Below are 13,893 nucleotides of genomic sequence, written 5' to 3'. Positions count from 1 at the left end.
CCTTCGGAGTCGGCGGGAGCGGGCGTTCGGGAGGGCGGCGCGCCGGCGCGCCGCCCCCGTCCGGTCAGTGCTCGACGGTCAGCCCTCGATGGTCACCGAGCGGAAGTTGTAGCCGCCCAGCGGGTGGCCCACCACGGAGGGCTCGAAGCCCTTCACCTTGGTGCTCATCCCGTCGATCATGCTCGGGAAGCCCCAGACGATGTAGCCGCCGCGCTCGTACTCGATCTCCATCGCCTTCTGGACGAGCTCCTTGCGCTCGTCGTCGTCGGTGGTCTGGCGGGCCTCGTCGACCAGCTCGATCCACTCCTCGTCCTCCCAGTGCGTCTCGTTGAAGGGCGCGCCGGGGTAGGAGCCCTGGGCGGCCTGGGAGAGGTAGTGGCGGGCGCTCCAGAAGTCCTGGGCGAAGGTCCACTTGAGGTAGTTGTCGCCGTAGAACTCCTCGCTGGTCACCCGCTTGAGCTTGACGGTGACCCCGGCCTCCTTGGCCTGCTCCTGGAAGACCTGGGCGGCGGCCTCGGCACCGGCGTTGATCGGGCCGGTGACCAGCTCGACCTCCAGGTCGTCCTCGTAGCCGGCCTCCTTGAGGAGCTTGCGGGCCTCCTCGATGTCCTGCTCCCGCTGGGGCAGTTCCTCGTTGTAGAAGGGGTCGAACCGCGAGTACATGTCGTTGCCGACCAGGCCGTAGCCGTTGAGCGCCTGGTCGATCATCTTCTGGCGGTCGACGATGAGCCGGAACGCCTGGCGCACCTTGACGTCGTCGAAGGGCTCCTGGTCCACCCGCATGGTGAACGGCAGCCACATGCCCGACTCCGACTCCATGATCTGGAGGTTGTCGTTGGACTCGACGACCTCGATCTGGCTGTGCGGGACCTGGGCGATGACGTCCACCTCGCCGCTGACCAGGGCGTTGACCCGGGCGCTCTCGTCGGCGAAGTTGATGATCTCCACCTCGTCGATCTTGGGGCGGCCGTCCCAGTAGCCGTCGAAGGCGGTGAACAGGCTGCGCTCGCCCTTGGTGAACTCCTTGAAGGCGAAGGGGCCGGCGCCGACGGGCTTCTCGGGGTCGTAGCCCTCGGGCACCACGCCCATGGCGTACTCGGCGCACAGCTCCTTGAAAGTGACGTAGGGCTTCTCGAAGGGGATCTCGACCGTCAGGTCGTCGACCTTCTTCAGCTCGTCCCGCTTCATCGTGGACAGCTGCTCGGCGCTGGTGCCCGGCTTGTCGGGGTCGGTGATGCGCTTGAGGGTGAAGATGAGCGCATCGGCGTTGACCGGGGACCCGTCGTGGAAGGTCAGGTCCTTCTTGAGCGTGGCGGTCCACACGTCGGCGGCCTCGTTGGGCTCCAGCGACTCGGCCAGCGCCAGCTCGATGCTGAAGTCGGCGGCGAACCGGCACAGGCCCGCGTACAGGTTGTAGACGCGGGCGATGTCGGGGTTGTCCGTGGGGTCGTGGGCGTCCACGGTGTCATTGGAGGAGCCGCCGGCCACACCGACCCGGAGGCGCCCGCCGCCCTCGCCGCTCCCGCCGCTCGAGCCTGAACCGCAGGCGGAGAGCGCGGGGACGACGACGGCGCCGGCCGCACCCGCCATGAGGACGGAGCGGCGGCTGGGGGCCGCCGCCGTGTCCTGGGCGGTGGGCCGATGGTCGGACTCGCTGGGCAGGGACGACACGTGACACCTCGGTTCGGGCTGGGGTCAGGACAGGGTGCGTTCCGGCGCCGGGACCGGGGGAACGGCGACGAGGGGGGAGGCACCCGCGGCGCACGCGTGGCGCGCACCGACCTGATCGATAGTCATCACCGTGAAGATGCACGTCAAACCGTGGTCAATCGATGACAGGGGGTGAAACCGGGTGTGAGGGAGGTCTTATGGCATTTCGTTACGTAACGTAGCTAAAATGGGCGTGACCTGCGGTGATGCGATTATCGCAAGTTGCGTCAGGCGCACCGGCGTCCGGATGGTGCGAGTGCGTCTCACGGTCCCGGAAGCGCCTTCCGGGGCCGTGATGTCGTGATCGAATCGATGCCTGCGGTTCCCGAAAACGTGTTGTTTGAGGTAAGTTTCGCCCGTTTTGGCTTATATCAAGCGCATGCTTGGTAAAGGGAGGGTCAGGAGGCCGCGGGGCGACGGGACGCGGCCAGCGCCGACGGCCCCATCGTGAAGTCCGGGTCGACCTGCCCCCGCAGGTCGCGCCCGGTGGCCGCCTCCGCCCACGCCTCGGCGTTGCGCAGGTGGAACTCCACGCCCTGCCGGGTGAAGGCCTCCCAGTCCTTGGGGGTCGCGTCCACCGCGTCGCGCATCCAGGCGAGCACCTTGAGGTTGTCGTCCTCCAGCTCGTCCAGGCGGGGGTGGCGCCCCTTCTCCATGGCGCGCACGAAGCGCGAGTGCCCGAAGGCGGCGACCAGGGCGTCCCCGACGTGCTCGCGCAGGAACTCCAGGTCCGCACCGTCCTCGACCTTGTTGCCGATCACCATGATCCGCACGCCGTGCTCGCGGGCGTAGTCGGCGTACTGGCGGTAGACCCCCACGCCGCGCAGCGTCGGCTCGGCGACCAGGAAGGTGACGTCGAACCGGGTGAACAGCCCCGAGGCGAAGGAGTCGGCGCCGGCGGTCATGTCCACGACCGCGTACTCGCCCTCCCCGTCCACCAGGTGGTTCAGGTACAGCTCCGCCGCGCCGACCTTGGAGTGGTAGCAGGCCACCCCCAGGTCGTCCTCGGTGAAGGGGCCGGTGGCCATGAGCACCGCGCCGCCGGCCGTGCGCAGGCCGAACCGCCGGTGCACCGGGTTGTCGCCGTCCAGGGCGAGCAGGCGCGACCCGCGGCCGGGCGGGGTGGTCTTGACCATCGCCTCGGCGGAGGGGATGCGCGGGTTGGTGCCGCGCAGCAGGTCCTTGATCTCGGTCAGGTGCCCGCCGAGCGGGGGGAGTGCGGCCAGCTCGTCGGCGGGCACGCCCAGGGCCTGGCCGAGGTTCTGGTTGATGTCGGCGTCGATGGCGGCCACCGTGTGCCCCGACTCGGCGAGGAACCGGGTGAACAGGGCGGACAGGGTGGTCTTGCCGCTCCCGCCCTTGCCCGCGAACGCGATCTTCATCTGGTGCCTTCCGAACGTTGTCCCTGGATGGTCGAAGGCGCCCCGGGGAAGAAAGAGGGGCGCGTGGTGATGGTAACGATTATCGTTCTTGAAGGCGGCCGTGTCAGGGATTTCACCCTCGTGTCCGCCCCGCCGCGCCGCGTGGGCCCCCGGTCCGCGGGGCCCGGGGAATGTGCAGGTGGAAAGGGGTGTTTACGGGCGGGCCTGTTCTTTGTCGTATCGGGACCGGACACGGAGACGTGTTTTGTGGGGTTGCCGCCGCCGACCGGGCCCGGGTGTGCTGTCCTGGTCATGGTGCGCCTTTGTCTAAGGTGAGGCCAGCGGCTACCGTCGGCCGGTGATGGGAGTGACACGGGGATGACCGAATCGCAGCGACTCCAGGAGTACGCCGCTGCCGACCCCGTCGCCGCGCCCGGCCTGGCCGAGGACGAGTTCGCGGCGGCCGCGACCGACCACACCGTGTGGAGCTGCGTGGGCAACCTGACCGCCGTGCGCTCGATCCGCGCACGCGTTCGGGACGTCCTGGAGCAGGCCCGACCGCCGGGCGGCCCGGTGCCCGGCGAGGCGGTCGACGACGCCGAGCTGGCCGCCAGCGAGCTGGCCACCAACGCGCTGCTGCACTCCCGCTCCGGCCAGATCGGCGGCGTGATGACGCTGTCCATCCGGATCGAGCGCGGCCGGGTCCGGGTGGCCGTGGCCGACCAGGGCGAGAAGAGCCGGGACGCCGGCCCGGACGGGGAGCTGCGCGAGGCCGACGGGGACTACGGCCGCGGCAAGCTGATCATCGAGAGCTGCACCACGCGCAGCGGCGAGTACCGGAGCGACGCCACCCACGTCGCCTGGTTCGAGATCGACCTGCCCGAGGAGTGACCCTGCGTTCCCGCCCCGACGGTCACCGTCGGTCGTATTCGCATTTCATCCCCGGTGTGAGTGGTATCGGCCCGGGTGTGTAGATTCGCCGTGGCCGGGGGCCGTCCCCGGCCGGCGCCCCGAGCGCCCGGCGAGCGGAATCAGGAGGCGGGCGGCATGGCGGTCGACCCCGAGCTTCAGGAGTACCTCGGCACCCTCACCGAGGTCGTCTTCGACGACGCACTCGACGTCCCGGCGGAGCGCGCCCGCGAGCGGGCCGAGGCGCTGGAGGCGCCGCGCCTGGCCGACCTGCACTCCGTCGAGGACCGCCGCGTCCCCGGCCCCGAGGGGGCGCCGGAGGTCCCGGTGCGCATCTACCGGCCGACCGCCCGGCAGGACCTGCCGGCGGTGCTCTACCTGCACGGCGGCGGGTTCGTCGTCGGCGGCCTGGACACCCACGACAACGCGGTCCGGCTGCTGGCCGAGCAGGCCGGGGCGCTGGTGGTCTCGGTCGACTACCGGATGGCGCCCGAGCACCGCTACCCGGCCGCGCTGGAGGACTGCTTCGCCGCCTACCGGTGGCTGCGCGCGAACGCCGCCGCCCTGGGCGCCGACCCCGGGCGGATCGCGGTCGCCGGGGACAGCGCCGGGGGGTTCCTGTCGCTGTGCACCGCCTTCATCGCCGCCGAGCGCGGCGTCCCCGGGCCGGTCCACCTGGGCCTGGTCTACCCGGGCACCGGTGCCGCCCTGGGCGAGGGCTTCGCCGCCGCCTCCGGCACCTCCGGCGGGGACGCCGACGACTCGGGCGGCATGAGCGCCGACGAGCTGGGGTGGTACATGGCGACCTTCCTCGGCGGCTTCCCGGTCTCCGAGCTGCCGCACTACGTGCCCCCGGCGCGCGCCCGCGACCTGTCGGTGCTGCCGCCCGTCTTCGTCCTCACCGCCGAGCACGACCCCCTCAAGGAGGACGGCGCCGCCTTCGCCGAGCGCTTGGAGGAGGCCGGCGTCCCGGTGGAGCGGTGGGACGCCCCGGGCATGGTCCACAGCTTCCTGCGCTGGATGCACGCCGTGCCCGCCGCGCGGGCGTCGGCGCAGCCCTTCTACGACGCGATGAAGAGGGCCCTGGCCGTGCCGCAGGCCTGAGGCGCGCCGCCCGGCCCGGGTCCCGCCGCCACCGCGCCCGTTCGGGCCGCTCGGACCGCTTGGACCGCTCGGGCTGCTCGGACCGCTCGGGCTGCTCGGACCGCTCGGGCTGCTCGGGCCGCCCTGTGCCGGTACCGCACCGTCGGCACCCCCGCCGCGAGGCACCGGGGCCGGCCCCGGGCAGGTGCGCCGGCGGAACGGACGGGAGCCGGCGCACCTCCCCGGGACCGCGGGGGCGGCCTGTCAGCCGATGCGTGCGGGACCCGGCGAGCCCTGGACGGTGACGCCCAGGGCGGCCAGGTCAGTGTCGGCCTCGCCGGGGGAGGCCACCACGGAGGCGCCGCGCCACAGAGCGACCGCCGCGAGCACCACCCGTTCGGCCTCGGGCATGGACGCGTCCAAAGCCACCGTGTCCTGGTGGGTCAGGGCGAGGTCGGCATCGAGCGCGCGAAAGCGGCCCAGCAGCTCCTCCTGGCCGTGCAGGGCGGTGCGCACCGACCGGGCGTCGGCCACGTAGGTCATCAGCCCGGACTCCCCGGCGCCGTCGCCGCGGTCGGGCTCGGCCCCCTCCGGGCCGGGCAGCAGCAGTTCGTCGAACGGCGTGGTCTCGGCGGCCTGCCCGAAGGCGACGACCTGGCGCACCCGGGACCGGTCGGCCAGCTCCAGCGCCTCCGGCGCGAGTTCCTCGGCGGCCAGCAGCAGCCGGGCGTCGGTGGTGGTGAGCACCTCGGCGGCGGCCGAGCGGTCGTCCTGGACCAGCGGCAGCACCACCGCCCCCGCGGCCAGCGCGGTGAACACCGCCAGCAGCCGGTCGGGCGAGGGCGGGGCCAGCACGGCCACCACGTCCCCCGGGTGGACGCCCCGGCGCACCAGCCCCGCCGCGGCCCGCTCGGCGGTGGCGGCGAAGACGATCGCCGGGGTCCGCGCGCCGTCGGCCGCGCCGATCGCGGGGGTGCGGGCCGAGCTCTGCAGCCGCTCCAGCAGCCCCTCGGTGAGCGAACCGGACGGAGCGCCGTGCGCGGTCCGATCACTCATCCCGTCCCCCACATCGCCTCGATCGCCTGCCGGTGAGTCCGGCGCCATCGCTTGCCGGGCTCGTCACGCCCCCTCCACGTGGCGAGCCCGGTAGCGCCGTGCCCGTCGGCGCCGCGGGTGCCTCCCCTCTCCGCACCCGCGGCCGCACGGTCCTCCAGCGATTCCGCGGTGCCGCCGCCGGGCCCTGCTCCGCCGCCCCCGAGGGGGCGGAGCGGGTCCGCCGGGCGGATGGCTCCGCACGGCCGCTCCGCGGTGCCCTGGAGACTCGCACCTCCAGGACCTCCGAGGGGCGTCGCCCCTCCGCCTGACGTCGGCGGGGTTCCGCGTCCTCGTTGTGCACGACACTAGCGCGCGAATCGGCGTTTGCACATGCATTCACGTGTGCAGCTGCATATGTATTTTCTGCACCCAGGGTGTTCGTGATCCTGAAATAGCAGGTCGTAGCGCTGCTATCGGGACAGGGGGCGACTCACCGCCGGGGTCGGGCGTCGCCGACCCAGGCCGCGATCTGCTTGCGGGAGTGGAACCCGAGCTTGCGGTTGATGTTGGCGACGTGCCGCGCGACCGTCGCCGGGGTGATGAACAGCTTCACCGCGATGTCCCTGTTCCCCAGGCCCCGGCTGACCAACCGGGCCACCTCCAGCTCCCGCCGGGTGAGGTCCTTGCGCTCGGGGACCGTCTCGCGCGGGGGCGTCCGGGGCCGGGGCAGCCGGCCGGTCTCGGCGACCCGCAGCGCCAGCGCCGCCGCCGCGCTCGGGTCCGTCCGCCGCCCCTCGTGCCACCAGGCCGCCGACGCCGCCGCGTCCACGCCCAGCTCCTCGGCCACGCGCGCCCACGAGCGGACGGGCAGGTGCGGGGCCGAGCGCTCGCGGAGCGCCGCGGCCGCCCCGGCCAGCCGGCACGCCTCGGCCACCTCGCCGTCCGCGGCCGCGACCCGGGCGATGGAGGCCAGGCCCACCGCCACGCCGGCCCGCTGGCCGGTGCCCTGGCTCAGCACCAGCCCCTCGCTCAGGTAGTCGTAGGCCTGGGCGGACGAGCCGAGCACGCGCGCCACCCGGCCCACGCCGTACAGGCACCGGGCCAGCTCCGGCGCCGCTCCGATGTCGCGCTGGATGTCCAGCGACTCCCGGTAGCAGCGGTCGGCCGCGGCCACGTCCCCCTGACGCTCGGCGGCGGTGGCCTGCCCGATGAGCACCACCCCCACGCCCCAGCGGTGGTCCATCCCGCGCAGGATCATCAGCGCCGCGCTGTAGCGGGCGTCGGCGGTGGTGAAGTCGCCCCGGTGCGCCGCCACCGCTCCCTGGCCGCTCAGCGCCAGCGCCTCGTTCCACAGGTCGCCGGTGGACCGGGCCAGCACCAGCGCCTCCGACAGCCGTACGTCGGCGGAAGCGCGGTCCCCCGCACGGACGTCCAGCAGGGCCAGCAGGTTCAGCCCCATGGCGACCGCGGCCGTGTCCCCGCTGGCGCGGCACAGGTCCAGCCCTTCCTCGGCCAGGCGGCGCGCGCTCCCGTCCCCGCCCCGCGCCCACTCCAGCTCGGCGCGGCACAGCAGCGCCCGCGCGCGGGCCCAGGAGTCCTCGCCGGTGTGCTCGGCGGCGTCCTTGCCGGAGGCCGGTCCAGGGGCCAGGAGACCCGGCTCCTGAGGCGCTGCGCCGTCTCCACCGTCTGCACGGGCCGCGCAGTCCGCGCCGTCCGCGCCGTCCGCGCCGTCCGCGCCGTCCGCGCCTGCCGTGCCTTCCGCGCCGCCCTCACCGTCGGGGCCGGAGCCGCCGCGGGAGCGCTCCCCGGGCGCGCATCCGCCGAGGAAGGCGCCGCTCCACACGGCGCCCTCGGTGAAGTGGTAGCCGGTCACCCAGTAGGCGCGCAGCGCCGCGCAGAACCGCAGTCCGGCCCCGGTGTCGCCGCGCCGCGCCGTCCAGTGCAGCGCCGCGCGGACGTTGTCGTACTCGATGGCCACCCGCTGCCAGCCGCCGAACCGCTCCGCCCACGGCACCAGCCGCCCGGCCACCGCCGCCGCGCCCAGCTCCTCGGCGGCCGCGAGCATGTGGTCCCGGTGGCGCAGCCGCACCCGGTCCTGCTCCCCGGACTCCGCCAGCCGCTCGGCGGCGTAGGCCCGCACCGCGCCGGGCAGGCGGTAGCGGACCCGCTCCTGCAGCTCGGCGGTGAGCGCGATCAGCGACCGGTCCACCAGGGAGGAGACCAGGTCCAGCACCGCCCCCTCCTCGACCGGCCCGCCCGGGCACACCCGCTCGGCCGACTCCAGGTCCCAGTCGCAGAAGACCGAGAGCCGCCGCAGCAGCACCCGCTCCTGTTCGCCGAGCAGGCCGTGCACGTGGTCCAGCAGGGTGCGCAGCACGGCCTCACGGGAGGCCACGGGGCGCGGCCGCCCGCGCCTCGGCACCGGGGCCGCACCCGTGTGCTCCCGCAGGCATGCGGTGACCTGGACGGCCACCTCCTCGGGGGTGTTCCTGCGCAGCCAGGCAGCGGTGAGCTCGACCGCCAGCGGGATGCCGCCCACCGCCCGGCAGACCGCGGCGGCGGCCGCCACCGCGGCCGGGGTCGGCGACAGGTCGGGGCGGGCCTCGCGGCCGCGCTCCAGGAACAGCCGCACCGCCTCGCTGGAACGGGCGTCGGAATCGGCGTCCGGCCCGGGCAGCGCCAGCGGCGGCACCCGCCAGATGGCCTCGCCCGGAATCCGGACCGGCTCCTCGGAGGTGATCAGCAGCGACACCTCGGGACAGGACTCCACCAGCGAAGCGCCCAGCCGGGCCACCGGCCCGGCCACGTGCCCGCAGTCGTCCAGGAGGAGCAGCACCCGGCGCGCGCGCAGGGCGTTGCGCAGCGTCTCCTCCAGCGGCCGCCCGGCCTCCTCGGTGACCCCGACCGCCGCCGCCACCCGGGCGGCGACCTCGTGCCCGGTGGCCGTGCCCGCCATGTCGGCCAGCCAGACCCCGTCGGTGAAGGACCCGGTGGCGTGCGCCGCCACCCGCAGCGCCAGCCGTGTCTTGCCGATCCCCCTCACCCCGCACAAGGTGATCACCCGGTCGGCCTCCAGGAGCCGGAGCAGATCGCTCAGGTCGCGCTCGCGGCCGACGAAGCTGTCGGATTCCAGGGGGAGGTTCTGCCGCGCCGGCGCGGTACGAGGTGCCATGGCCATCACGCGATCAGGCGGTCGGGGGCCGCTCTCACCTTGCCTGAGGGTAAGGGCGTTGAGTGGGGGTCGTGGATCCTGCGAGCGTGGCTTGGCTCTGTTCTTAGTAGGTGTGCACGGCACGTGCAAGCGGTACCGGGGAATCGGGGGCGGCCCGTTTCCACCACGCCCCGTGTCGGCGGGGCTTCCGGGGGTGTCCGGCGCCGGGCCGGGCGTCCGCCTCACGGGTCGAGCCGGTGCTCGCGCGCCCAGTCGGCCAGCTGGGCGCGGGAGGTGAAGAGCAGCTTGCGGAAGATGTTGGCGATGTGCCGGGCGGCGGTGGCCTGGCTGATGGTCAGCCGCTCGGCGATCTCCCGGTTCGACAGGCCTCGGCTGACCAGCACCGATATCTCCCTCTCGCGTCGGGTCAGCAGGGAGGGCAGCGCCTTGCGCGGGGAGGGGAAGTAGAGCGCGTTCTCCACCACGTGCTCCAGCGGCAGCCCCCGCCAGGAATGCCAGGCCTTGTTCGCGGCGTCGTCGCTGAGCACCGCCCGCGCGTCGGCCAGCAGCGCCTCGGCGTGCGCGGCCGGCACGCCCAGCGACTCGCGCAGCAGCGCGCCGGACCCGGCCAGCGAGGCGGCCCGCTCGGGCTGCTCCTCGGCCAGCGCCAGGTCGCCCAGGGCCTCCAGGGCGTGCGCCACCGACAGCCGGCGCCCGCTGGCCACGCTCATCCGCAGGCCGGAGGAGAGCCGCCGCCGCGCGCCGGACACGTCGCCGCGCACCAGGTCCAGGTAGCCCAGGCCGGCGGTGCAGCGGGCGATGTCGGGCACCAGCTCCATCTCCACGAAGACCTGGAGCGCCTCCTGGAGCTGGCGGGCGGCGGCGTCCAGGTCGCCGCGCCGGGTGGAGAGCATGCCCAGTGCGTTCAGGCAGCGGGCCACGCACCACCGGTCCCCGATCTCCTGCCCGATGCCGATGCTGCGGGTCAGGAACACCTCCGAGGAGTCGTCGTCCCCGCGCGACCGGGCCAGCTGGGACAGCGCTCCCAGCGAGCAGATCTCGGTGAAGCGCTCTCCCGAGGCGATCGCCAGCCGCAGCGCCTCCCGCCCGTGCCGCAGCCCCTCCTCCCCGGCCCCGCGGCGCAGCGCGGTCATCGCCAGCGTGGTGCGGGCGATGCCGGCGCCGGGGCCGTCTCCGGAGGCCTCGGCGGCCTCCAGCGCCGACCGGGCGGCGGCCTCGGCCTCCTCGGGGCCGTGCAGCCCGAGCATCAGCTCGGCGCGGACCGCGGCCGCGCGGGCGCGCAGCGGAGCCGCCCCCTCCCCGCTCTCCAGCAGGTGCTCGATCGCCCGGCAGGCCGGCTGGTGCAGGTCCCGCACGTACCAGTAGCTGCGCAGCGCCGCGCAGATGCGCAGCCCCTCCTCGACCATGCAGGCGCCCACGGCCCGGTCGAGCATCTGCAGGGTGTTGTCCAGGCAGTGGTCCAGGACCCGGATGTGCGCCAGCCGCTCCCGCCAGTCCAGCCGGTCGGCGAGCCGGCCGGCCAGGGCCTCGTACCACTCGGCGGCGGTGGCCAGCATGCGGCGCCAGACCCGGTGCTCCTCCCCGGCGGCGTCGAGCTCGGCGGCGGCGAAGGCGCGCACGGTGTCGGTCAGGCGGTAGTGCCGCTCGGAGCCGACCACGGCGTCCAGGGCCACCAGGGACTTGTCCACGAGCCAGGCGTGCGCGCGGCGGGCCTGGTCGGGGTCGAGGTCACCGAAGGAGCACACGTGCACGGCCTTGTCCAGGCTCCAGGTGCAGAACACCGACAGCCGCCGCAGCAGCAGCTGCTCGGCGGGGCTGAGCAGGCCGTGGCTCCACTCCAGGGCCGCCCGCATGGTGCGCTGGCGGGCCGGCACGCCCGGCTCGTCGGTGGCTAGCAGCCGGAACCGGTCGTCCAGCCGTGCCAGCACCTGCTGGGCCGAGAGCACCCGGATGCGCGCCGCCGCCAGTTCGACGGCCAGCGGCACCCCCTCCAGCATCCGGCACACCGCCGCCACCGCGGGGGTGTTGGCCGGGGTCAGCTCGAAGCCCGGCCGGGCGGCCAGGGCGCGGGAGAGGAACAGCCGGACCGCCTCGCTGGCCAGGGCCCGCTCGGGGGTGAGCGGCGGGGCGCCGGCCCGGGTGAGCGCGGCGGGCTCGGGAGGCACCGACAGCGGCGGAACCCGCCACACCGCCTCCCGCTCCACCCGCAGGGGCTGGCGGCTGGTGGCCAGGATGTGCACGCCGGGGCAGTGCGCCACCAGCTCCGCGCACAGCCGCGCGGCGTCGGCGGCCACGTGCTCGCAGGTGTCGATGACCAGCAGGGTGCGGCGCGAGCGCAGGGCCATGACCACCGCGTCCAGCGGCGAGCGGTGCCCGCTCTCGGACACCCCGGTGGCCAGGGCCGCCGCGGAGACCACCTGCTCGGGGGAGGAGACCTGGCCCAGGTCGATGAAGCGGGCGCCGTCGGCGAACTCGGCGGCGGCGTGCCCGGCGACGTCCACCGCCAGCCGGGTCTTGCCGATGCCGCCGGTGCCGACCAGGGTGACCATCCGCGTGCAGGCGATGATCCGGCGGAGGTCGGCGACGTCGCGCTCGCGGCCGATGAGGTCGTTGGGGGGCACGGGCAGGTTATGGCGAGGGTCTGACATGGCCTCGTTCACTGGGCGATGCGCAACTGAGGGATGCCGCTCCGCCGTGCCGACCCGGGACCGGCACACGTGAGCCCTGCTTCAAGTGTTCCACGCGGGGCGGCCCGTGTCCGCGAAACTGGCCGGTTCCGGCAGCGGCGCAAGGGCACCGGGTCCGGGGCTCCGCGGCCCGGTCCGGCCGCGGAACCCGGGCCGCGCGACGGGGAGGCGCCCGCCCTAGGAGGCGGGGCGCTCCCACAGCGCGGGGTCGGCCTCGCCCTGCTCGCCGGTGGCCATGTCCTTGACCTCGTGCGGGCGGCCGTCGTCGAACGGCGGGAACCACACGAAGGGGATGCCCTTCTTGGAGGCGTACTGCAGCTGCTTGCCCACCTTGGAGGCCTGGTGGAAGACCTCGGTGTTGAACCCGCGTCCGCGCAGCAGCGCGCCGGTGCGCAGGGCCTCCTCGCGGCGCTCGTCGGAGGGCACCACCACGAGCACGTCGGTGGGGCAGGTGCGGCCGGCGGGCAACCGGTCCTCGGCCGCAAGCTTGGCGAAGATGCGGGTCAGTCCGATCGAGATGCCCACGCCCGGCAGGTTGCGGCGGATGAACTGCCCGGCCAGGTTCTCGTAGCGGCCCCCGGCGACGATGCTGCCGTAGCCGGGGTCGTCGTCGAAGGCGGCCTCGTAGACGGTGCCGGTGTAGTAGTCCAGGCCGCGCGCGATGGACAGGTCGGCCACCACGCTTCCCTCGGGCAGGTCGGACAGGGAGTCCAGGACGAAGGCGAGCTCCTCCAGGCCCTGGGAGAGCAGTTCGGACTCGGCGCCGAGCTTGGCGACCTGCTCCACCACCGACCGGTCCGCGCCCTTGATCCGGGCCAGCTCCAGGCAGGAGTCGATCTGGCCGCCGGACAGGCCCTCCTCGGTGAGGATCTGCCGCACCCCGTCGTCGCCGATCTTGTGCAGCTTGTCGACAGCGCGGATGACGGCGAGCGGGTCGGAGATGCCCAGGCCCTCGTAGAAGCCCTGCAGCACCTTGCGGTTGTTGATGCTGAGGGTCCAGGCGGGCAGGTCGAGTCCGGCCAGCACCTCGTGCACCACGCGGGGCATCTCGGCGTCGAAGTGCAGCGGGACGCCGTCGACGTTGATCACGTCGATGTCGCACTGGGTGAATTCGCGGTAGCGGCCCTCCTGGGGGCGCTCGCCGCGCCAGACGCGCTGGATCTGGTAGCGCTTGAAGGGGAAGGCCAGCTCGTTGAAGTGCTGGGCGACGTAGCGGGCGAACGGCACGGTCAGGTCGAAGTGCAGCCCCAGCCGCGCCTCGGAGTCGTCGCCGTCCTCCTCCTGCACCCGGTGGAGCGTGTAGACCTCCTTTGAGGTCTCGCCCTTGGCCATCAGCACGTCCAGGTTCTCGACCGAGGGCGTCTCGATCGAGGCGAACCCGTAGCGCTCGAAACCGGCGCGGATATGGTCCAGCCAGCGCTGCTCCACGGACCGAATCTCCGGCAGCCACTCGGGGAAGCCGCTGATGGGGGTCGGGCGGATGACGCGCTGTTCGGACATCGGTTCGGCTGGCTCCTTAGGCCGGTACAGGGATCGGACCAATGGTAGGCCCTGGCGGGGGGTCGGACCGAACCGCGCGCCGGGGAGCGGGGCACGCCTCAGATGCGGTGAGCGGGCGCTGAGTGAGCGGGCGCTGAGGGGGAGAACGCCGCCACCGGCCCACCTGGACGGTGAGTGGGCCGGTGGGGCCACCGTGCGCCTCGGGGGAGCGGGACTGAGCCGTCCCGGCGCCCCCGTGCGTCGGTGAGGACCGTTCCTATGCGGCGGCCTCGGGCTTCGCTGTGCCAGGAATGCGAATCGGCCGCCGCGCCGAAGGCCTCTCCTCCACGGTAGTCCGCGGGCGAGCACCGCCGACAGCGTTCGCGGCGGCCGAAACGGGCCGCTCACAATGTCGTAAAGTCCGCGTGCTGCGGTGGCCTCAGGGGTCCTCCGCCGC

Annotated in this window: 8 protein-coding genes; 2 read left to right on the top strand and 6 right to left on the bottom strand. The window is 73.9% G+C overall.

Annotated features, from left to right (window positions below; genetic code table 11):
- Positions 1 to 78 precede the first annotated feature (78 nt).
- Positions 79 to 1,671 (bottom strand): ABC transporter substrate-binding protein, encoded by a 1,593-nt coding sequence (locus tag C892_RS0120505; protein ID WP_017558709.1) that lies wholly within the window; start codon positions 1,669 to 1,671, stop codon positions 79 to 81.
- Between the two features lie 437 nt (positions 1,672 to 2,108).
- Entirely contained in the window at positions 2,109 to 3,092 is a 984-nt protein-coding gene (locus C892_RS0120500) for an ATP-binding protein (RefSeq protein ID WP_017558708.1), read from the bottom strand.
- 357 nt (positions 3,093 to 3,449) lie between these two features.
- Between C892_RS0120500 and C892_RS0120495 the strand changes: the two genes are divergently transcribed.
- Positions 3,450 to 3,962, top strand: a complete 513-nt coding sequence (locus C892_RS0120495) for an ATP-binding protein (protein WP_017538950.1) — start codon at positions 3,450 to 3,452, stop codon at positions 3,960 to 3,962.
- 156 nt (positions 3,963 to 4,118) lie between these two features.
- Positions 4,119 to 5,084: an alpha/beta hydrolase gene (locus C892_RS0120490; protein ID WP_017558707.1), complete on the top strand. Its 966-nt coding sequence runs from the start codon at positions 4,119 to 4,121 to the stop codon at positions 5,082 to 5,084.
- A gap of 243 nt (positions 5,085 to 5,327) precedes the next feature.
- Here the strand turns inward: C892_RS0120490 and C892_RS0120485 are convergent, their stop codons facing one another.
- The 4 genes from C892_RS0120485 to hisS form a co-directional block, all read right to left on the bottom strand.
- The gene (locus C892_RS0120485; RefSeq protein WP_239647462.1) at positions 5,328 to 6,119 is read right to left on the bottom strand and encodes an AMP-binding protein; all 792 of its coding nucleotides are present in this window, start codon (positions 6,117 to 6,119) and stop codon (positions 5,328 to 5,330) included.
- A gap of 469 nt (positions 6,120 to 6,588) precedes the next feature.
- A complete protein-coding gene (locus C892_RS0120480) occupies positions 6,589 to 9,276 on the bottom strand; it encodes a helix-turn-helix transcriptional regulator (protein WP_017558705.1) in 2,688 nt (895 codons plus the stop codon).
- Between the two features lie 215 nt (positions 9,277 to 9,491).
- Entirely contained in the window at positions 9,492 to 11,891 is a 2,400-nt protein-coding gene (locus C892_RS0120475; RefSeq protein WP_017558704.1) for an ATP-binding protein, read from the bottom strand.
- 243 nt (positions 11,892 to 12,134) lie between these two features.
- A complete protein-coding gene (gene hisS, locus C892_RS0120470) occupies positions 12,135 to 13,457 on the bottom strand; it encodes a histidine--tRNA ligase (protein ID WP_017558703.1) in 1,323 nt (440 codons plus the stop codon).
- Positions 13,458 to 13,893 lie beyond the last annotated feature (436 nt).

Source organism: Nocardiopsis baichengensis YIM 90130 (assembly GCF_000341205.1).
GTDB lineage: Bacteria > Actinomycetota > Actinomycetes > Streptosporangiales > Streptosporangiaceae > Nocardiopsis_A > Nocardiopsis_A halophila.
This window is presented reverse-complemented; position numbering and strand designations above follow the sequence as displayed.